This is a genomic window from Pseudomonas sp. Irchel s3f10, from assembly GCF_900187515.1.
GTDB classification, from domain to species: domain Bacteria; phylum Pseudomonadota; class Gammaproteobacteria; order Pseudomonadales; family Pseudomonadaceae; genus Aquipseudomonas; species Aquipseudomonas tensinigenes.
Genome location: NZ_FYDZ01000010.1, coordinates 44,385 through 62,710 on the forward strand (window position 1 = coordinate 44,385; position 18,326 = coordinate 62,710).

19 protein-coding genes and 1 pseudogene are annotated in these 18,326 nt (G+C 58.5%); 7 read left to right on the forward strand and 13 right to left on the reverse strand.

Going from position 1 to position 18,326, the window contains the following annotated elements:
• Positions 1-45 precede the first annotated feature (45 nt).
• Positions 46-708, reverse strand: a complete 663-nt coding sequence (locus tag CKW17_RS20330; RefSeq protein ID WP_095121253.1) for a LysE family translocator — start codon at positions 706-708, stop codon at positions 46-48.
• Between the two features lie 139 nt (positions 709-847).
• Here CKW17_RS20330 and alaC point away from each other — a divergent pair, with 139 nt between their 5' ends.
• The gene (gene alaC, locus CKW17_RS20335) at positions 848-2,065 is read left to right on the forward strand and encodes an alanine transaminase (protein WP_095121254.1); all 1,218 of its coding nucleotides are present in this window, start codon (positions 848-850) and stop codon (positions 2,063-2,065) included.
• Positions 2,066-2,232: 167 nt separating this feature from the next.
• Here alaC and CKW17_RS20340 read toward each other — a convergent pair whose 3' ends face one another.
• Together CKW17_RS20340 and CKW17_RS20345 are read right to left on the reverse strand one after the other, a co-directional pair.
• Complete coding sequence (locus CKW17_RS20340) at positions 2,233-3,588, reverse strand: GntP family permease (protein ID WP_008082018.1); 1,356 nt, start codon at positions 3,586-3,588, stop codon at positions 2,233-2,235.
• An 82-nt stretch (positions 3,589-3,670) separates the two neighbouring features.
• Positions 3,671-4,204 carry a gluconokinase gene (locus CKW17_RS20345; protein ID WP_007917804.1) on the reverse strand — a complete coding sequence of 178 codons (534 nt, stop codon included), beginning with the start codon at positions 4,202-4,204 and terminating at the stop codon, positions 3,671-3,673.
• A gap of 215 nt (positions 4,205-4,419) precedes the next feature.
• Here CKW17_RS20345 and CKW17_RS20350 point away from each other — a divergent pair, with 215 nt between their 5' ends.
• A complete protein-coding gene (locus CKW17_RS20350; RefSeq protein WP_095121388.1) occupies positions 4,420-5,451 on the forward strand; it encodes a LacI family DNA-binding transcriptional regulator in 1,032 nt (343 codons plus the stop codon).
• 247 nt (positions 5,452-5,698) lie between these two features.
• Here the strand turns inward: CKW17_RS20350 and CKW17_RS20355 are convergent, their stop codons facing one another.
• Entirely contained in the window at positions 5,699-6,571 is an 873-nt protein-coding gene (locus CKW17_RS20355; RefSeq protein WP_095121256.1) for a LysR family transcriptional regulator, read from the reverse strand.
• Between the two features lie 122 nt (positions 6,572-6,693).
• Here CKW17_RS20355 and CKW17_RS20360 point away from each other — a divergent pair, with 122 nt between their 5' ends.
• The 3 genes from CKW17_RS20360 to CKW17_RS20370 all read left to right on the forward strand — a co-directional run bounded on the left by CKW17_RS20360 (position 6,694) and on the right by CKW17_RS20370 (position 9,385).
• Positions 6,694-7,134 carry a PACE efflux transporter gene (locus tag CKW17_RS20360; protein ID WP_034153370.1) on the forward strand — a complete coding sequence of 147 codons (441 nt, stop codon included), beginning with the start codon at positions 6,694-6,696 and terminating at the stop codon, positions 7,132-7,134.
• A 125-nt stretch (positions 7,135-7,259) separates the two neighbouring features.
• Complete coding sequence (locus CKW17_RS20365) at positions 7,260-8,684, forward strand: MFS transporter (RefSeq protein ID WP_095121257.1); 1,425 nt, start codon at positions 7,260-7,262, stop codon at positions 8,682-8,684.
• Positions 8,685-8,839: 155 nt separating this feature from the next.
• Positions 8,840-9,385 carry a hypothetical protein gene (locus CKW17_RS20370; RefSeq protein WP_095121259.1) on the forward strand — a complete coding sequence of 182 codons (546 nt, stop codon included), beginning with the start codon at positions 8,840-8,842 and terminating at the stop codon, positions 9,383-9,385.
• Between the two features lie 128 nt (positions 9,386-9,513).
• On the opposite strand, the gene CKW17_RS30840 is transcribed toward CKW17_RS20370, so the two are convergent.
• From CKW17_RS30840 to CKW17_RS20400, 6 genes and pseudogenes are all read right to left on the reverse strand, one after another.
• Positions 9,514-10,053, reverse strand: a complete 540-nt coding sequence (locus tag CKW17_RS30840; RefSeq protein WP_224789345.1) for a methyl-accepting chemotaxis protein — start codon at positions 10,051-10,053, stop codon at positions 9,514-9,516.
• A 3-nt stretch (positions 10,054-10,056) separates the two neighbouring features.
• A pseudogene (locus CKW17_RS30845) lies at positions 10,057-10,833 on the reverse strand (PAS domain-containing protein); the annotation flags it as partial.
• A 573-nt stretch (positions 10,834-11,406) separates the two neighbouring features.
• The gene (locus CKW17_RS20385) at positions 11,407-12,420 is read right to left on the reverse strand and encodes an ABC transporter substrate-binding protein (RefSeq protein ID WP_095121263.1); all 1,014 of its coding nucleotides are present in this window, start codon (positions 12,418-12,420) and stop codon (positions 11,407-11,409) included.
• Positions 12,417-12,944, reverse strand: a complete 528-nt coding sequence (locus CKW17_RS20390) for a sigma-70 family RNA polymerase sigma factor (RefSeq protein ID WP_095121265.1) — start codon at positions 12,942-12,944, stop codon at positions 12,417-12,419. Before CKW17_RS20390 ends, CKW17_RS20385 begins: the two co-directional genes overlap by 4 nt.
• Before the next feature lie 195 nt (positions 12,945-13,139).
• The gene (locus CKW17_RS20395) at positions 13,140-13,931 is read right to left on the reverse strand and encodes a phosphate/phosphite/phosphonate ABC transporter substrate-binding protein (RefSeq protein WP_095121267.1); all 792 of its coding nucleotides are present in this window, start codon (positions 13,929-13,931) and stop codon (positions 13,140-13,142) included.
• Between the two features lie 140 nt (positions 13,932-14,071).
• Positions 14,072-15,013, reverse strand: coding sequence for a fatty acid desaturase (locus CKW17_RS20400; protein WP_095121389.1), 942 nt, complete (start codon positions 15,011-15,013; stop codon positions 14,072-14,074).
• Positions 15,014-15,338: 325 nt separating this feature from the next.
• Here CKW17_RS20400 and CKW17_RS20405 point away from each other — a divergent pair, with 325 nt between their 5' ends.
• Complete coding sequence (locus tag CKW17_RS20405) at positions 15,339-15,755, forward strand: GNAT family N-acetyltransferase (protein ID WP_095121268.1); 417 nt, start codon at positions 15,339-15,341, stop codon at positions 15,753-15,755.
• A gap of 122 nt (positions 15,756-15,877) precedes the next feature.
• Here CKW17_RS20405 and def read toward each other — a convergent pair whose 3' ends face one another.
• The 3 genes from def to CKW17_RS20420 form a co-directional block, all read right to left on the reverse strand.
• The gene (def, locus tag CKW17_RS20410) at positions 15,878-16,417 is read right to left on the reverse strand and encodes a peptide deformylase (protein WP_095121269.1); all 540 of its coding nucleotides are present in this window, start codon (positions 16,415-16,417) and stop codon (positions 15,878-15,880) included.
• Positions 16,418-16,419: 2 nt separating this feature from the next.
• Positions 16,420-17,370, reverse strand: coding sequence for a YihY/virulence factor BrkB family protein (locus CKW17_RS20415; protein ID WP_034153379.1), 951 nt, complete (start codon positions 17,368-17,370; stop codon positions 16,420-16,422).
• Positions 17,371-17,534: 164 nt separating this feature from the next.
• Positions 17,535-17,726 (reverse strand): CsbD family protein, encoded by a 192-nt coding sequence (locus tag CKW17_RS20420; protein ID WP_053122994.1) that lies wholly within the window; start codon positions 17,724-17,726, stop codon positions 17,535-17,537.
• A 198-nt stretch (positions 17,727-17,924) separates the two neighbouring features.
• On the opposite strand from CKW17_RS20420, the gene CKW17_RS20425 reads away from it, so the two are divergent.
• On the forward strand, positions 17,925-18,302 hold the full coding sequence (locus tag CKW17_RS20425) for a hypothetical protein (protein WP_007917843.1): 378 nt from the start codon (positions 17,925-17,927) through the stop codon (positions 18,300-18,302).
• Positions 18,303-18,326: the final 24 nt, after the last annotated feature.

Genomic DNA, 18,326 nt, shown 5'->3' on the forward strand with positions numbered 1-18,326 from the left:
AGGGGTTCGGCTGGGAGTATAGAAAGCCAAACCCAATTCGCACGCTTACAGCGAATGCAGCTGCTCGACGGCACCCGAACCGACAAACTCGTTATAGCCGGAAACGATCACGTACACCGCGAAATAGCAGAAGATCGCTGCAGATGCCATATAGGAATAGCGCAATAGCTTGTCGCCCAGCAGCTTACCGCCGTGGCTTGCGGCGAAGCACAAACCGGCCGACCACAGCAGCCCGGCGCAAAGGAAACCGCCAAGGAACAGCGCCGAACTCAGCGGCCCACCGCCACCGGAACGGGCGATCAACGTACCGCCAACCGCGGCAAACCAGAGAATCGCACTCGGCGACGACATGGCGAGGAAAATCCCCCGGAAAAATTCCTTGCGATGGGAGTTCTGCCCTACCTCGGCGGTCGCGGCCAGTTGCGCTTCGTGATGGATCGCCGAGTAAATCATCTTCGCCGCAAAATAGATCAGCAGCGCCGAACCACCGATCCAGAGCACCCAGCGCACGCTTTCGTACTGCAGCAAAACGGTCATGCCGGCCAGCGCCAGCACCGCGTAAATCAGGTCGCCGACGCAGGTGCCGAGGCCCAGCGCAAAGCCCTGAAAGTAACCGCGCTGCATCGCCAATGTGATCATTGCGATGTTGGCCACGCCGATATCCAGGCACAGCGAAAGGCTCAGCAAGAAGCCGCTGGTGAATTCCATCTACCGATTTCCTTGGGACAAAATTGTTTACAAACGGGCTGGACAGTATGCCATCACTGACCTTATCTTCCGCCACAGGTCACCGCAGTGACCAGCGTCGCTCGGACGGTTCCGGGCGCTTACGTTATCCGAGGCAACAATGGCCGAACAAGGTTCGCCGCGCCGCTTTGCGCGCATAGATCGACTCCCCCCTTACGTTTTCAACATCACCGCCGAGCTGAAGATGGCCGCGCGTCGTCGTGGTGAAGACATCATCGACTTGAGCATGGGTAACCCCGACGGCGCCACGCCGCCGCACATTGTCGAAAAACTCGTACAAGTTGCCCAACGCGAGGACACCCACGGTTACTCGACGTCCAAGGGTATTCCGCGCCTGCGCCGGGCGATTTCCAACTGGTACAAGGATCGCTACGCGGTCGATATCGACCCGGAAAGCGAAGCCATTGTCACCATCGGTTCCAAGGAAGGCCTGGCGCACTTGATGCTGGCGACCCTCGATCAGGGCGACACCGTGCTGGTGCCGAACCCGAGCTACCCGATTCACATCTACGGCGCGGTGATTGCCGGCGCCCAGGTGCGTTCGGTACCGCTGGTGCCGGGCGTGGACTTCTTCGACGAACTGGAACGGGCGATCCGCGGCTCGATCCCGAAGCCGAAAATGATGATCCTCGGCTTCCCGTCGAACCCGACCGCGCAGTGCGTGGAGCTGGATTTCTTCGAGCGAGTGATCGCCCTCGCCAAGCAGTACGACGTGCTGGTGATTCACGACCTGGCGTACGCCGACATCGTCTACGACGGCTGGAAAGCCCCGTCGATCATGCAGGTGCCGGGCGCCAAGGACATCGCGGTGGAGTTTTTCACCCTGTCGAAGAGCTACAACATGGCCGGCTGGCGTATCGGTTTCATGGTCGGTAACCCGGAACTGGTCAACGCCTTGGCGCGGATCAAGAGCTACCACGACTACGGCACCTTCACCCCGCTGCAAGTGGCGGCGATTGCTGCGCTGGAAGGTGATCAGCAGTGCGTGCGCGACATCGCCGAGCAGTATCGCCAGCGTCGTAATGTGCTGGTCAAAGGCCTGCATGAACTGGGCTGGATGGTCGAGAATCCGAAGGCGTCGATGTATGTCTGGGCGAAGATTCCTGAGCAGTACGCGCATCTGGGTTCGCTGGAATTTGCCAAGAAATTGCTGGCTGAGGCCAAGGTCTGTGTTTCGCCGGGGGTTGGGTTTGGTGAGTATGGCGATGATCACGTGCGCTTTGCGCTGATCGAAAACCAGGACCGGATTCGTCAGGCGGTACGCGGGATTCGCGGGATGTTCCGGGCGGATGGCCTGAGTCCAAAAACTTCCGCCTGACACCTATCTGATCGTTCCCACGCTCCGCGTGGGAATGCAGCCCGGGACGCTCCGCGTCCCAAAGCGGACGCAGAGCGTCCATTGAGGCATTCCCACGCAGAGCGTGGGAACGATCACCCACAAAAAAACCGCATCGCTGCGGTTTTTTTGTGCCTGAAAGAAGCCGCTTAAACGAACAGCGACAACAGCAGGATAAAGCCCAACGCAACCACCGAGAGGATGGTTTCCATCGCAGTCCAGGTCTTGAACGTCTCAGCCACGGTCATGTTGAAGTACTGCTTCACCAGCCAGAAACCGGCGTCGTTCACGTGCGACAGGATCAGCGAACCGGCACCCGTGGCGAGCACCAGCAGCTCACGGTTAACGCCCGGAATCATCCCCACCACCGGCACAACAATGCCCGCGCCAGTGATGGTCGCCACAGTTGCCGAACCGGTCGCGATACGGATCACCGCCGCCACCAGCCACGCCAGCAGGATCGGCGAGATCTGTGCGCTGACCGCCATGTGGCCGATCACATCGCCCACACCGCTGGTGACCAGCATCTGCTTGAAGCCACCGCCGGCACCGATGATCAGAATGATCGCCGCGGTTGGCGCCAGGCTTGCGTCGAGCCACTTGAGCATTTGCTGGGAACCGATACCCTGCTTGTGCCCGAAGGTGTACAGCGACAACAGCAACGCCAGCAGCAGTGCCGAGATCGGGTGACCGATCATGTCCATCCAGGTGCGGAAGAAGTGACCGTCCGGCAACGCCACGTCAGCGAAGGTTTTCAGCAGCATCAGGAACACTGGCAGCAGCACGGTGATCAGGGTGATGCTGAAGCTCGGCAGCGTGGTCGAGTCGTCATTTTCGCGGGCCAGTTGATCGACCAGTTCCTGATTCGGGTGACCCGGAATGTGCTTGGCGATGAACGTACCGAAGATCGGACCAGCAATGATCGCGGTCGGCAGCGCAACGATCAGACCATAAAGAATGGTCTTGCCGATGTCAGCGCCGAACACGCCAATGGCCAGTAGCGGACCCGGGTGCGGTGGCACCAGACCGTGCACCGCGGACAGACCGGCGAGCAGCGGGATACCGATCTTGATGATCGACACACCGGTGCGACGCGCAACGATGAACACCAGTGGAATCAGGAGCACGAAGCCGATTTCGAAGAACAGCGGAATGCCCACCAGGAACGCGGCGAACATCATCGCCCACTGGACTTTGTCTTTACCGAACGCACGGATCAGGGTCTGGGCGATCTGATCCGCCCCGCCCGACTCGGCCATCATTTTGCCGAGCATGGTGCCCAGCGCGAGGATGATGCCGACGAAACCGAGCACGCCACCGAAGCCGTCCTGGAACGCTTTGATGATGGTGCCGATCGGCATGCCCGACGTCAGGCCGAGGAACGCGGCGGCGATGGTCAGGGAAATGAACGGGTGAATCTTGAATTTGGTGATCAGGATAATCAGGCCGATTACCGTGACCACTGCATCGAGCAGCAGGAACGTCTCATGGGACATGCCAAACATTGGGGGTGTCTCCTGGATTGTTGTTGTTATTAAAGCGGGTTAAACAGAAGTCGGGAGGACAGCGCTATCTCTTTCAACACACTCATACCGCCTGCTTCAGACCGTGGGCCTGCCACCAGACATGAGCCTGGGACGCCAGTTCTTCAACGCTGTGGATCGAAGCATTCAGGGCCAAGGTCAACGGCTCGCCCTTGGGCGATTCGAGGGTGGCGAACTGGCTTTCGATCAACGTGGCCGGCATGAAGTGGCCCGGACGATGGGACACACGCTCAGCGGCAACTTCAGGGGTCAATTCAAGAAACACGAAGCCCAGGCCTGGCAAGGCACTGCGCAACACTTCGCGATAACTGTGTTTAAGGGCCGAGCAGGTCAGCACCGGGCGTTTGCCCGATGCATCAACGCGACGCAGTTCATCGCACAGGCTGTCGAGCCAGCCGGCACGGTCGTCGTCGTTCAGGGGGATCCCCGCGCTCATCTTTTCGATGTTCGCGGCCGGATGGAAAGTATCGCCTTCAATGGCAGTGGCGCCGCTCAATTGGCACAAGGCCTCGCTGACGCACGTCTTGCCGCAACCGGCAACGCCCATGATGACCAGGGCGGTGATGGGATGACTCATATAACACCTCAGCGCGCAGACAGCGCTACCTTTGCTAGCTATGACTCTAGTGCACAGGCAGAAGTTGCCGACGCCTTCTTGTCGTTTTTTTGGGTTGCAGCAGGTTTGTTCCCAACACCAAAAAGCGAAGATCAGGCAGGACCTCGCTTACGCATTTACAGCTGCATCAGGACAGCGCTACCTTAGTGCCTTGATTTTTGTTTGGCAAGCCGTCGATGACCACCCCTAAAAACGATAAAAATACCCGCACCACCGGCCGTCCCACCCTGAATGAAGTTGCCCGCCTGGCCGGTGTCAGCCCGATTACCGCTTCTCGCGCCTTGCGTGGGGTCAGCACGGTCGCCACCGAACTGGTGGAAAAAGTGCAGAAAGCCGCCCTCGAACTCAACTACGTGGTGAACCCTGCTGCCCGCGCGTTGGCCTCGGCGCAGAGCCATTCGGTGGTGGTTCTGGTGCCTTCGTTATCCAACTTGCTGTTCATCGATACGCTGGAAGCCATTCATCGGGTATTGACGCCCAAAGGCTTCGAAGTGCTGATCGGCAATTTCCACTACTCGCGCGATGAAGAAGAAAACCTGCTGCGCAACTACATGGCCTATCAGCCACGTGGATTTTTGCTGACCGGGTTTGATCGCACGGAAAGTTCGCGGCGGATGATCGAGGCCAGCAATATTCCCTGCGTGTACATGATGGAGCTGGACAGTGCCGCCGGGGTGAATTGCGTCGGGTTCTCGCAGCTCAGTGCTGGCGAGACGGCGGCCGAGCATTTGCTCTCCCGTGGGCGTAAGCGTCTGGCTTACATTGGCGCGCAGCTCGATCAGCGCACCTTGTTGCGTGGTGAAGGTTTTCGCAAAGCGCTGCAGAAGGCCGGGCGTTATGACCCGGATCTGGAAGTGCTGACGCCGCGCTCTTCATCGGTGGGCTTGGGCGGGGAACTGTTTTTGCAGTTGCTGGCGGCGCATCCGGATGTTGATGCAATCTTTTTTGGTAACGACGATTTGGCGCAGGGCGCGTTGCTGGAAGCGCTGCGCAATGGCATCAGGATTCCCGAGCAGGTGGCGATTCTCGGTTTCAACGACTTGCCGATGTCCGAACACATGGTGCCGCGCCTGAGCAGCATCAACACCCCGCGTGAAGCGATTGGCCGGCGCGCGGCGGAGCAGATGCTGACGTTGATGGCGGGTAACAGCGTAGCGCGCCCGGTTGAAGACATGGGCTTTGAACTGAAGATCCGCGAAAGCACCTGACGCTGTTGCCCCCCGTAGGAGCTGCCGAAGGCTGCGATCTTTTGATTTTGCTCTTAAAAACAGATCAAAAGATCGCAGCCTTCGGCAGCTCCTACAGTTTTTATGTGGTGCTCACAAATGCTGAGTTGAAACACAACCCTTGTAGGAGTGAGCCTGCTCGCGATAGCGGTGTGCCAGGCGACGCATGTGTTGAATGAAACACCGCTATCGCGAGCAGGCTCACTCCTACAGGGGTTTTGTGTTGGGCTCAGTGGCTGAGCAAGTCGACGAGGGCCAGCGCGCCTTTCTGTAGTGGCTGGCTCTTGAGCCACACCGCATGCACCGGCATCACCAGACCGTTTTCGATGTTGCGGAAATTCAGCCGTTTCAGCCGTCCGCTGTCCAGCCGCGACTGCACCACCGACAGCGGAAAATTGCCCCAACCCAATCCAGCCTCGACCATTTCCATCGCCGTCTCAAGGCTGTCGGTGCGCCAGTACGACTCCGCCACCAACGGTCGCGTTTCACTGATCGGCAAGTCGCGGCTGGCGACGATGATCTGCCGCACATGTACCAGATCTTCGAGAAACACATCCTGCCCCTGCAACAGCGGACTGTCCGCCGCCAGCGTGGCGATCATCCGTTCGCTGCCGACAAACTGAAAACGCTCCAGCACATTCATGCTCAGCCCGGCAAACGCCAGGCACACGCTGACCCGGCCGCTGTGCAGCATCGCCAGCACATCATCCTGCGGCGCGGTCAGCACCTCGATATCGAGCAGCGGATGACGCTCGGCGATCACCTTGATCGCAGCCAATAAACGCCGGCGGTCGATGTCCGCGACCACGCCGATCGACAACTTGCTCTCCAACCCCAACGACAATTCCACGGCATGCACTTGCAACTGCTTGAGCTGCTCGGCAATCAGCCGCGCATGCGGCACCAACGACAACGCCATTGCCGTCGGTTGCGGTTCGCGATGGCTGCGGTCGAACAGCAGATAACCCAGTTCGGCCTCAAGGTTGCCAATGCTCATGCTGACGGCCGAAGGAACCCGACCTAACGCACGCGCCGCCGCCGAAAACGAGCCGCGTTCGATCACGGCAAGAAACAGCTCAATGCTGTCGCTGTTGAAATTCACTTCGCACACCTATCACCAGAACTGAAAGTAGCTGACTTTTTCTGTCAGCCCCATTGAAGCTATCTTTCGCCGTCTTCGCCAGTCCCACTGGCCAACAAACGGCAAGAAAGAGGCAAATCCCCATGCAAGGCGTTAAACGCAAACTGGTCTATGTATCGCTCTACGAAGTGATCGGCATGACCTTCTCCGCCCTCGGTCTGGCGCTGTTGTCCGGCACCTCCCCGGGCAGCACCGGGCCGCTGGCAGTGATCATCACCACCATCGCCGTGACCTGGAACTTCATTTACACCTCGTTGTTCGAGCACTGGGAAAGCCGCCAGCAATCGCGCACCCGCACGGTGAAACGACGCATTGCTCACGCCGTCGGCTTTCAACTGACGCTGATCGTGTTCCTGATTCCGTTGATTGCGTGGTGGATGAACATCAGTCTGGTGCAAGCCTTCCTGCTGGATCTGGCGTTGATCATTTTCATCCCGTGCTACACGTTTGCCTTCAATTGGCTGTTTGACCGGATTTTCGGGCTGCCAGCCTCGGCGCTACCGGATTCGGCGGCTGCGGCATAAATCGTTAATTCGTAAGCAGATATTGCGAGAATTCAGCGGTTTAACTGCGTAAACCGCCGATATTCACAATCCGTCAACTCCGATAGCAGGCTAAGCTTTTCCATCAATAAAAAATGGATCAGCCCATGACTGCACACGCCCCCGCCGCCGCGCAAAGCGACGGCATCGACCCGATCCGCGCCGCACAGGTGTCCGCCCGCATCGATCGCCTTCCGGCGGTCGCGACAATCTGGCGGCTGGTGGCGCTGCTGTCGATCGGTGGATTTTTCGAACTCTACGATCTGTTCCAGACCGCCTACATCAGCCCCGGTCTGATCCGCGACGGCATCTTTGCCACTGGCAATCAGGGCGTATTCGGTTTCTCCGATCAGGCTGCGTTTGCTTCGGCGACGTTCCTCGGCCTGTTCCTTGGCGCCAGCCTGCTCAGCCCGTTGGCCGATCGCTTTGGCCGCCGCGCGATCTTCACCTTCGCCCTGGTCTGGTACACGGTGGCGACGGTGTTGATGGGCATTCAAACCTCAGCGCTGGGCATCATCTGCATGCGCTTTCTGGTTGGCATCGGTCTGGGTATCGAACTGGTGACCATCGACGCCTACCTCTCGGAACTGGTACCCAAACGCATGCGCAGCTCGGCCTTTGCCTTCGCGTTTTTCATACAGTTCCTGTCGGTGCCGGCGGTGGCGCTGATGTCGTGGTGGCTGGTGCCGCAAGCGCCGTTCGGCGTGTCCGGCTGGCGTTGGGTGGTGTTGACCAGCGCGGTGTTTGCGCTGTTTATCTGGTGGCTGCGCAAGCGTCTGCCGGAATCGCCACGCTGGCTCGCGCAGCATGGCCGCTTTGATGAGGCCAGCCGAATTCTCGACACTATCGAGGCTCGTTGCGAGAGGGATCACGGTAAACCGCTGGACGCTCCCGAAGCCGTACCGGTCGACGTCGAAGGCAAGGGTCGTTTCGCCGATATCTGGCAGCCGCCGTATCGTCGTCGCGCGTTGATGCTGATTGTCTTCCACATTTTCCAGGCGATCGGTTTCTTCGGTTTCGGCAACTGGTTGCCGGCGTTGCTGTCCGGCCAGGGCGTCAGCGTCACCCACAGTTTGATGTACGCCTTCATCATCACCCTCGCCTACCCGCTCGGCCCGTTGCTGTTCGTCAAGTTCGCCAACCGTTTCGAGAACAAGTGGCAGATCGTCGGCTCGGCCCTCGGCGCGATGACCTTCGGCACCTTGTTCGCCTTGCAGACCAGCGCGTTCGGGCTGATTTTCTGCGGGGTGATGATCACCTTCTGCAACGCCTGGCTGAGCTTCAGTTATCACTCGTACCAGAGCGAACTGTTCCCGACCAACATCCGTGCCCGCGCGGTGGGTTTCTGCTATTCGTTCAGTCGTTTGTCGACGGTATTCAGCAGCCTGTTGATCGGTCTGTTTCTCGACAACTTCGGCACGCCGGGCGTACTGGCGTTCATCGTCAGCAGCATGCTGATCGTGATGCTGACCATCGGCTGGTTCGGCCCACGCACACGCAATCTGGCGCTGGAGAACATTGCCCATCGCTGAGGCTGGCTACGGTCATCCTCTGCCGCTTATCGGCAAGGGATGACCGCCGCCAACACGTGACCGCCGATCAACTTATTGAAATAAAAGGATTTATTCAGAAGGCACGGTAATTGCTCCGCTACGCCAGTCAGCAATTACCTACAGGTCCACACATCATGTTGATCAGTGCCAAACAACAGCAAATCATTCATCTGCCCAAAGCGCTGAATGACGATGCGACGTCCACCGCTGCGGCCGGTCTGCAAGGTGGCCTGCACGGCGCCATGCTGCAAACCCTGCAAAACCAGACCCAGGCGCAAACCGCCGAAGCCACCGCCAAGGTGCAGGACTCGGCCACGCAGATCGCGACCCAGCAAGTCAGCGAAGCCTCGCGTATCAGCGACAACGTCGACGAAGCGTTCGCCAAGACCCGCGTCAACCTGCAAGCCACCGATGCCACCACGGCCTCGGCAAAATCCGCCACCGACGAGTTCAAGGACTACATGAGCAAGACGCCGGAACAGCGTCTGCGCGACAGTATCCTGCAGTCGATGGGGCTGACCGAAGATGACATCAAAGCCATGCCGCCGGAGAAACAACAGGCCATCGGCAAGGAGATCGCCGAGCGCTTGCAGGACAAGATGAAATTGGCACAGGCGGAGAAAGACAACGACGTGAAGGACAGTGACAAGCAGGCGGACAAGTTTCTCGCTGCGCTGTGATCTCGGGTCTAAATGAAAATCCCTTGTAGGAGTGAGCCTGCTCGCGATTGCGGCTAGTCAGTCACCGAAGATGTCACTGATATACCGCTATCGCGAGCAGGCTCACTCCTACAGGTTTGGCTGCGTTTTCAGTTCAATTGCAGGGTTTCATTGAACTGACTGATCGCATCCACCACATGCCGCGAGCCCTGCTGAATCTCCAGAATCACCTCCCCCGCCTCATTCGCCAGCTCAACCCCGAGCCCAGTGCGGCTCAGACTGGATTGCATACTCGACACCGCGCTCAGCGACAGGTCATGGTTCTTGCGTACCACATCGACAATCTCCAAGGTCGCCTGACTGGTCCGCGCCGCGAGGCTGCGCACCTCGTCCGCTACCACGGCAAAACCGCGTCCGTGTTCACCGGCCCGCGCCGCTTCGATGGCGGCGTTGAGCGCCAGCAGGTTGGTCTGGTCGGCAATCCCGCGAATGGTCTGCACGATGGTGCCGATGATGTCCGATTGTTTGCTCACCGCATCAATACTCGCTGCGGCTTCGTTGAGGTCGCGGGAGATGTCCTGAATGATCTGCACGGTTTGCTGCACGACTTGTGAGCCTTTTTGCGCGCAGGCGTCGTTTTGTACCGAAGTGCTGTGGGCCGATTCGGCAGCGTTCTGCAAGGTGGTCATTTGATGGGTGATGTCGCTGGCGAACTTGACCACTTTGTACAGTCGCCCTTTGGCATCGAACAGCGGGTTGTAAGACGCTTCGAGGTAAACCATCTGCCCCGACTTGTTCTTGCGTTCGAAACGATGCGAGTGATATTCGCCGCGATTGAGCGAGGCCCAGAATGCCTTGTACTGCGCAGACTCGGCTTCGGCACGATGGCAGAACAGGCTGTGATGATGGCCGACGATTTCGTTGAGCGAGTACTGCATGGTCTTCAGGAAGTTGTCGTTGGCGGTAATGACATTGCCTTCCGGGGTGAACTCGATTACCGCCATGGAGCGACTGATTGCCGCCAGCATGCTTTCTTCTTCGTGTTCTTTATTCACCCGTGCAGTGATGTCGGCGGCCACTTTGATCACACTTTGGACTTGCTTGTCCGGGCCATACACCGGCATGTAACTGGCTTCGAGCCAGACTTCCCTGCCGGCCTTGTTCAAGCGCAGGAAAGTCCCGCTGATCGGCTCACCGCGCGCCAAGTCACGCCACAATCTGGCGTACTCCTCACTGCGATAGAAAGCCTCTTCACAAAACACCCGATGATGTTTGCCACGCACTTCATCGGCGCTGTAGCCCATGGTCTTGCAGAAGTTTTCATTGGCATCCAGAACGATGCCCTCAGGGCTGAACTCGATCATGGCCATCGAACGGTTGATCGCTTCCAGCTTGGCGTTGGCCTCGGTCAACGCGCAGCTGAATCGCTCGATCTGCTGCAGGTCAGCCTTGTGATGTAGGTTGAACATGGTTGTATCACCTTCCGCGCGGACTTTTGATTTGATGAAAGTTCAGTTCTTTCACGATCCACCACTACGTTCCACAGAACAGGCACACGCATTCCTCCACGGGAGGAAGTTGTCAGGTGATAAATGATGATCAATCGGAGCGTCCATGCAGCAACGCTCTAATCAAGACATCCTTCTCTTGATAGCCCGCACGCGGGCCAGCCCTAACGCGTTGAAGAACTTCCATGTAAGCGACGCTCCTTGTTGGTTCAGTGTCGGTGCCTTGGGTTGCGCACTCTGGCAGCATGAATTCACGGACCAACAATGTGTTTCAGCCATGTTTTGACATGACGGTCGACATAGTTAGTTACGAGAAGCATAGCCAGTGCAAAGACCTGCGCAAGGCCACTAGTCGGCCAGTATCTGGCACTTTTTGCACAAGAAACGGTTCAGCGCGGGGCGTTGTATCGGGGGATGGCCATCGCGAGCAGGCTCACTCCTACATTTGATCTGCGATGTTCACACGATCAAATGTAGGAGTGAGCCTGCTCGCGATAGCAATAGTCGTCGCACTACCAAAACATCAGGAAAAATCTACAAACCTGCACTCACCTTGGTCGCCACCTCAGCAGGCACCCAAGGCTTCCAGACCTGCGGCTGATCACGCAAAAACGCTTCCGCCACCAACCTCGGCTGCAAACGTTTTTCACTCATCCCCGCCAAAGTCTGGTTCAACAGATCAATCGGCAAATCGACTTTCTCGAAGAACGCCACCAACTCCGGATACTGCGCCTTGAACGGCGCCGACACGCCAATCGCCAGGCTCGCCGGCATCGAACGGGTGCCTTTGGGATTCGGATTGTTGGCATCGGCCAAGGTCTTCCAGGCCTCGGCATCGAACGGCGGTTCTTCCAGTTTCACCAGTTTGAATCGCCCCAGCAGCGGCGTCGGCGACCAGTAGTAGAACAGCACCGGTTTGCCCCGCTTGATCGACGACGCCACCTCGGCATCCAGTGCCGCACCGGAACCGGTGCGGAAATTCACGAAGCTGTCGTTCAGCGCATAGGCCTTGAGCTTCTGACTGTTGACGATCTCCGAAGTCCAACCGGTCGGGCTGTTGAGGAAACGCCCGCGAGACGGATCTTCCGGGTCGCGGAACACGTCTTTGTAGCGCGGCAGATCGGCCACCGATTTCAGCTCCGGCGCCAAGGCTTTGATGCCGCGCTCGGGGTCGCCTTTGATCACATACTCCGGCACCCACCAGCCTTCGGTGGCCCCTTTGACCGTGTCGCCCAAACCGAACACCTTGCCCTCGGCGGCCGCTTTGACCCACGCCGGACTGCGCCCGGCCCATTCCTCGCCGATCACCTGAATATCGTTTTTCGCCAGTGCAGCCTCCAGGCTGACCGTGCTGCCGGGCAAGGTGTCGGTCGGGTAGCCGTAGCCTTTTTCAACAATCAGGCGCAGCACTTCGGTGATGAAACTGCCGCTTTCCCAGGTGATGTCGCCGAAGTGGATCGGCGCGGTTTTTTCCGCCGCCGAAACAGCGCCGACACTCAGGCTCAACGCCAGCAGCGAAGTGCCGAGCAGGGTTTTGATCGATCTCATGCGGACCTCTTGTCTTGCAGGGATTGGTTGGCGCTGTGGCGATCGCACAGCGCTTGGGAACGGTTCATGTACTCGCTGACCGAGCGCTGGGAGATGCCCAGTTCGGCAGCGATTTGCGGGTAGGTCAGGCCGTCGATGCGGGCGAGCAGAAACGCTGTGCGAACCTTGCCGGGCAAGCGTTGCAAGCTGTGATCGAGGCGGTTGAGGGTTTGCGATAGCGTGGCGAGGTCTTCAGGCGAGACGGCGTAATCGACAGCAAGCTGCTGGCGATGACGACGCTCCAGATCACCACGCCGCCAGCGTTGATAGAGCAGGCGTTGGGCGATGGTCGTCAGCAAGGCGCGGGGTTCGCGGATGGCCCTCAGTGCCGGGGCTTCAAGCAATTGCGCAAAGGTTTCAGCGGCGATGTCTTCGCTGCCGGCCGCGTCGTGCAGATGACCGCGCAGGTAAGCACAGAGCCAGCGATAGTGAGCGCGAAACAGATCGTCCACGGTGTTGCGATCGGAAAGCTCGGCGCCGGACATAGGGGCTCCTGGTTAGGGGTCGCTGAATGTCCGGTGTTCCGGTGGCGCGATCGTAACAAGGCGCCTTATTCTTTAATAATATTTAAATTTCATTTTTATATTCTATTAGAGAATATAAAAACTAAAGATCGCAGCCTTCGGCAGCTCCTACAGGTGTACGCATTCGATGTAGGAGCTGCCGAAGGCTGCGATCTTTTAGCGTAAGTGACTATAGCCCCATTCTTCAGCCTCACGCTGATAGTCGAGCAGGATTTGATAATCGCGCTCACTGGCCGCAAACACCTCAGGCAATCCCAAGGTCTGTGTGACATCAGGGAGTTCGCGCAAGGTTTCATTCATTACCTGTCGGAGCTGCTCAACCTGCTCATCCGTGGCGCTGGCGACAGTAATGAACGGCAAGGTCGGGCTCAGGGCACTGCGCGCAATCACCTGCAAGGCACGGACTTCTTCCGGCGCATGTTGCAACAGATAGGCGTAGGTGACGCTGTCGATGGCGGCCAGATCGGCGCGGTGTTCGCGCAACCAGCGCAGGCTCTCTCGATGGCCGCCGCTGATGCCGACCGAGGCGAAGAATTGTCCGTTCTGATGCAGCGGCGCGAGGCACTGACGCAACAGGTTCATGCCGCTGTTGGAGTCCTCGCTGTTGATCACCCCGCGACTGTCGCGGAACTCCGCCAAGGTTTTGCGTGGGTCGTCAGCGCGGCCGAGGATCAGGCTGCAATGATTGCCGGCGCTGGCGTCGGGGAGTTCGTAGCGTGGGCGGCCGACGATGCGCACTTGTCCGCGCAATGCAGTCATCAGCGGGTAGCCGCAGGTTTGTGTGAGCAGTAGATCGGGGGATAACCAGAGTTCGGGCAATGACAGGTCTTCAGCACTCAGGCGAGTGTGGCCAAGTTGCTCGAGAATGCGCGCAATCCAGCGCTCACTCGCCGCGCGGATCGGCTCGGGGGCGACGTACATCAGGAGTTCGGTGTGGTGTTGGGTCATACACATTTTTCCCGAGTTACAAATAGCCAATGTAGGAGTGAGCCTGCTCGCGATAGCGGTGCATCAGTGACATCTTCGGCGCCTGACACACCGCTATCGCGAGCAGGCTCACTCCTACAGGGTTTTGTGGTGGTCTTGGGTCAGTGGAAGGGATGCTCGGGGCTGTCGATTGGCTTCAAAACATGGCGCCGCCAGAACTCGCCATACCCTTGCACAAGAAACCCGCCACTGCGCGCGATCCATTGCTCGCGATGCATCCGGTAAACCGTCGGCAAGTCGTACCACGCCAGCTTGGGCAAGTCGTGATGCACCAGATGAAAATTCAGATTCAGGAACAACCAGCGCCATGGCCAACCGGCTTCGTTCAACACGGTGCGCTGCTCCGGTTGCGCATGTGGGCGATGTTCATAGTAGGAGCGGATCATCGCGATCGACAGCGCCGGCACGCTGATCAGCAACAGGTAATGCCACACCGGCAGCACACTGAATCGGGCGACAAACCACAGCACCAGCAACGTGAACACGCCATGGGGGAGCCACATTAACCAGGCCTGGCGCTCGCCGTTTTTCAGCCGCAGAAACTCTTCTTTGGCCAGCGCCATCAGCGCCAGCGGAGCACCGATCACAAAGCGCCCGAGCACGGTTTTGTTCAACCAGTGCAGGCTGCGTTCGAACAGCGAACTGCCCTGCCAGCCCGCGCGGGTCAGGTAACGGCTTTCCGGATCGACGCCGGGCACGGTCAGATGCTCATCGCGGTGATGCAGCAAATGACTGTCGCGATACAGTGTGTACGGATACCAGACCGCGAACGGCGCATAGCCAAGGATTTTGTTGACGAGGGTCCAGCGCGTCGGATGTCCGTGAAGCAGTTCGTGCTGCACCGACAACCACAGCACCAGCAGCGGGATCAGCAGCAATGTGCTCAAGCCACGACCGAGCCACTGACTATTGAGAACAATGGCGAACCAGCCGCCATAGACGCCGATCAGCAACAGCCAGGTTGGCCATTCAGTGCGGGCGGTAAAGCGTTGGCGCAGGGTTTCGATCTGTTGACGATGGGCGGCGTCGAAGTAATGGGGCATGGCGTTGCTCGGAACGGGATTCATCCCCTTCTGTGCATCGACGCCGCGCAATCTTGCAGATTATTTTCAGGTCAAGGCTGGAGCCCGAGAACCGGGCTCCGGAAAGGCGTGATCAATGACCGAAAATGTCGACTTTCTTGGCTTTCTTCTCTGCGCGTTTTTCAATCGCGGTCTTGGCCGGTTTCTTCTTCGCGGCTTTCTTTGAATCCATACCTTTGGACATGATGCGTACTCCACTCACAGGGGATGTGAGGTCAGGTATACACCTATCCAGAGCCGTGCGTTCTTTTATAATCGGCGCTTTTCACGCCGACAGTCCGATCCCATGCCCGACACCCAATACAGCCTGCTCGACGAGTCGTTATGGCCGTTGATGAACAAGTTTTACCGCAGCCACCAATCTTCGATGAAAGCTGTTCGCGAGGCACAGTTATGGGTGGCGCGGCGCGGAGAGATTGTGGGCGCGTTGTGCTTGCGGCCAGTGTCCGGCGGGCAATGGTTGACCGGGCTGTTTGTGGATCCGGGGTGTCGTGAACAGGGCGTTGCCGCACAGCTGATCGCAGCAGCGCTGCAGGATGTGAGCGAGCCGGTGTGGCTGTTCTGTCATCCGGATTTGCGTGAGTTTTATGAGCGACGCGGGTTTACGTTCGACCCGGCGCTGCCGCAAGCGATGGCAGAGCGATTGAGCCGGTATGCGCGGAGCAAGCCGATGATTGCGATGGAGCTGGCCCCCTCCGCCTAATACAAAACCCTGTAGGAGTGAGCCTGCTCGCGATAGCGGCGTGTCAGTCACCGAAAATGTCACTGACAGACCGCTATCGCGAGCAGGCTCACTCCTACAGGGGGGTGTGGTGTTCTCGGGGATCAATCGTCGGCGGTGGGATCGAGATCCGGGAACATCACTTCAGTGAAACCGAACTTGCTGAAGTCGGTGATCCGCGACGGGTACAACCGGCCAATCAGGTGATCGCATTCGTGCTGCACAACACGTGCGTGGAAGCCCGACGCAGTGCGCACAATCGGCTCGCCCTTCGGATCAAATCCTTCGTAGCGAATCTGCTGATAACGCTCCACTGCGCCACGCAAACCCGGCACCGACAGACAGCCTTCAAAGCCCTCCTCCGTCAGCGGACTCAACGGCGTGATCAGCGGATTGATCAGGATCGTCTGCGGCACGGCTTCAGCGTCCGGGTAACGTTCGCTGTGTTCAAAACCAAAGATCACCAATTGCAGATCGACGCCGATCTGCGGCGCGGCCAGGCCAACGCCACCGACGCTTTCCATGGTCTGGAACATATCGTCGATCAGTTGCCACAGCTCGGGGCTGTCGAACATCTCGGCCGGTACTGGCGGGGCGATGCGCAGCAGGCGCTCGTCGCCCATTTTCAGAATTTCACGAATCATGATCAGACTTCGTCAGTGTCCGGCTTGAGCGAATGATCGCGGCCCAGGCCCGAGACGTGTTGTTTGGGATGCTCATCGAGTTCGCCGGGGACTTTTTCACCCGCGTCCTTGCCCTCGCTGGACATGTGTTCGATCACCGCATTCATCTCGGCGCCGAGCAACAGCACCGCCGCGGAAATGTAGAAGTACAGCAACAGCACGATGATCGCCCCGATGCTGCCATACATCGCGTTGTAGTTGGCGAAGGTTTTCACGTAGAAGGCGAAACCCAGTGAGGCGATGATCCACACCACCACGGCCAGCACAGAGCCGGGTGTGATGAAACGGAATTCCTGTTTGACGTCCGGCATCACGTAGTAGATCAGTGCCACGGCGACCATCATCAGAATCACGATCACCGGCCAGCGCGCGATGGTCCACACGGTGACGATGAAGTCTTCCAGCCCCACCTGCGCGGCGATCCAGCCCATCACCTGCGGTCCGAGCACCATCAGCGCGGCGGCCACCAGCAGCATGCCGGCAATGCCGACGGTGTAGAAAATCGACAGCGGGAAACGCTTCCAGACCGGTCGCCCTTCAACCACGTCGTATGCGGCGTTCATCGCGCTCATCATCAAGCGCACGCCCGCGGAGGCGGTGTACAGGGCAATGACGATACCGACGGAAAGCAGGCCACCCTTGGACTGCTGCAACTGGTCAATCACCGGATTGACCTGCTCCAGCGCCTGCGGCGGCAGCACCAGTTCCGATTGCAGGCGCAGCCAGGAGAAGAAGTCCGGCAGGTGCAGGAAACCGATCAGGGCGATCAGGAACAGAATGAACGGGAACAGCGAGAACAGCATCTGGTAAGCCAGTGCCGAGGCGTAGGTCGACATCTCGTCGTCGACGAATTCAGTGACCGTGCGCACCATCACCCGGTGCAGGGGCAGACCTTTCATGTCCGGAAAAATCATTCGCGTCTCCTTTCGCCGCAATACAGGTTGAAGTCGTGGCGACTCAGGGGCCGTTTTTTACATCACGGTAGCCTGTTTGGCGAACCTCGTCGGGTCGCTGCAGGCTTTTGACACAAAAACGGCCATCCTTGGATGGCCGTTCGTGTCTTTCGTTCAAGGCTGGATTACGCCTTGTCGACGCCTTTTTTGACGGCGTCCTTGGCTTTGCCGACCGCTTGCTGGGCTTCGCCTTTTTTCTCTTGAACTTTGCCTTCGGCCTGCAGTTTGGTGTTGTCGGTGGCTTTACCGACGCCTTGCTTGACGTTGCCGACCGCTTCGTTGGCCATGCCTTTTACTTTATCGCCTGTGCTACTCATGGTGTTTCTCCTTGGTGCAATTAGGGGGAAAAGTCAGTACGTAATGATTGACTGGCCGGGTTTGCGCCAAGTTTCATTTATTTTCAGGGGTTCATTTCGTCGTGGCGTGCAGGTTGGGCTTTATGTTTGTGTGCGTAGCCCCGAGAATGCGCAACATATGGGCGCCGTGCGCCAATGAACCGATCCCGCAGGAATGTTATGAAACTCGATAAAACGCAGGCCATCGCCCGACGCAACAAGGAACTGGGCGGTGCCGTGCTCGGCACCAACAACTGCCACTTCGCCGAACTGAACCGTAACCGCAACATCTGGTGGTTCGACCTGCCGGTGTCGCGCCTGGCCATCGGTCAGTACGAGTGGATTCACCTGCTGATGCACACCCCGGCGACTGACGAGTTGCTGCACCTGAAAGTGCCGACGGTGTTCCTGCGTGAGAAGCTTGAAGGGCTGGTGATTCGCAATGAAGGCAAGCGTAAAGCCGCGTTGAGCCTGGAATTGAGTGCGGACAAGGATTCGTATCTGCAGGACATGCGTCCGGCGGGGACTAACGTGAATTTTGCGCCGTTCCGTCAGTAGCCCTCACCTAACCCTCTCCCAGAG

What these genes read in the sequence shown, in the direction of transcription:
- CKW17_RS20365 (WP_095121257.1), top strand. Translation starts at nt 7,260, where the DNA reads ATGACTGCACACGCCCCCGCCGCCGCGCAAAGCGACGGCATCGACCCG.
- CKW17_RS20420 (WP_053122994.1), bottom strand. Translation starts at nt 17,726, where the DNA reads ATGAGTAGCACAGGCGATAAAGTAAAAGGCATGGCCAACGAAGCGGTC.
- CKW17_RS20370 (WP_095121259.1), top strand. Translation starts at nt 8,840, where the DNA reads ATGTTGATCAGTGCCAAACAACAGCAAATCATTCATCTGCCCAAAGCG.
- CKW17_RS20330 (WP_095121253.1), bottom strand. Translation starts at nt 708, where the DNA reads ATGGAATTCACCAGCGGCTTCTTGCTGAGCCTTTCGCTGTGCCTGGAT.
- CKW17_RS20415 (WP_034153379.1), bottom strand. Translation starts at nt 17,370, where the DNA reads ATGATTTTTCCGGACATGAAAGGTCTGCCCCTGCACCGGGTGATGGTG.
- CKW17_RS20350 (WP_095121388.1), top strand. Translation starts at nt 4,420, where the DNA reads ATGACCACCCCTAAAAACGATAAAAATACCCGCACCACCGGCCGTCCC.
- alaC (WP_095121254.1), top strand. Translation starts at nt 848, where the DNA reads ATGGCCGAACAAGGTTCGCCGCGCCGCTTTGCGCGCATAGATCGACTC.
- CKW17_RS20345 (WP_007917804.1), bottom strand. Translation starts at nt 4,204, where the DNA reads ATGAGTCATCCCATCACCGCCCTGGTCATCATGGGCGTTGCCGGTTGC.
- def (WP_095121269.1), bottom strand. Translation starts at nt 16,417, where the DNA reads ATGATTCGTGAAATTCTGAAAATGGGCGACGAGCGCCTGCTGCGCATC.
- CKW17_RS20395 (WP_095121267.1), bottom strand. Translation starts at nt 13,931, where the DNA reads ATGACCCAACACCACACCGAACTCCTGATGTACGTCGCCCCCGAGCCG.
- CKW17_RS20385 (WP_095121263.1), bottom strand. Translation starts at nt 12,420, where the DNA reads ATGAGATCGATCAAAACCCTGCTCGGCACTTCGCTGCTGGCGTTGAGC.
- CKW17_RS30840 (WP_224789345.1), bottom strand. Translation starts at nt 10,053, where the DNA reads ATGACCACCTTGCAGAACGCTGCCGAATCGGCCCACAGCACTTCGGTA.
- CKW17_RS20340 (WP_008082018.1), bottom strand. Translation starts at nt 3,588, where the DNA reads ATGTTTGGCATGTCCCATGAGACGTTCCTGCTGCTCGATGCAGTGGTC.
- CKW17_RS20425 (WP_007917843.1), top strand. Translation starts at nt 17,925, where the DNA reads ATGAAACTCGATAAAACGCAGGCCATCGCCCGACGCAACAAGGAACTG.
- CKW17_RS20390 (WP_095121265.1), bottom strand. Translation starts at nt 12,944, where the DNA reads ATGTCCGGCGCCGAGCTTTCCGATCGCAACACCGTGGACGATCTGTTT.
- CKW17_RS20405 (WP_095121268.1), top strand. Translation starts at nt 15,339, where the DNA reads ATGCCCGACACCCAATACAGCCTGCTCGACGAGTCGTTATGGCCGTTG.
- CKW17_RS20400 (WP_095121389.1), bottom strand. Translation starts at nt 15,013, where the DNA reads ATGCCCCATTACTTCGACGCCGCCCATCGTCAACAGATCGAAACCCTG.
- CKW17_RS20360 (WP_034153370.1), top strand. Translation starts at nt 6,694, where the DNA reads ATGCAAGGCGTTAAACGCAAACTGGTCTATGTATCGCTCTACGAAGTG.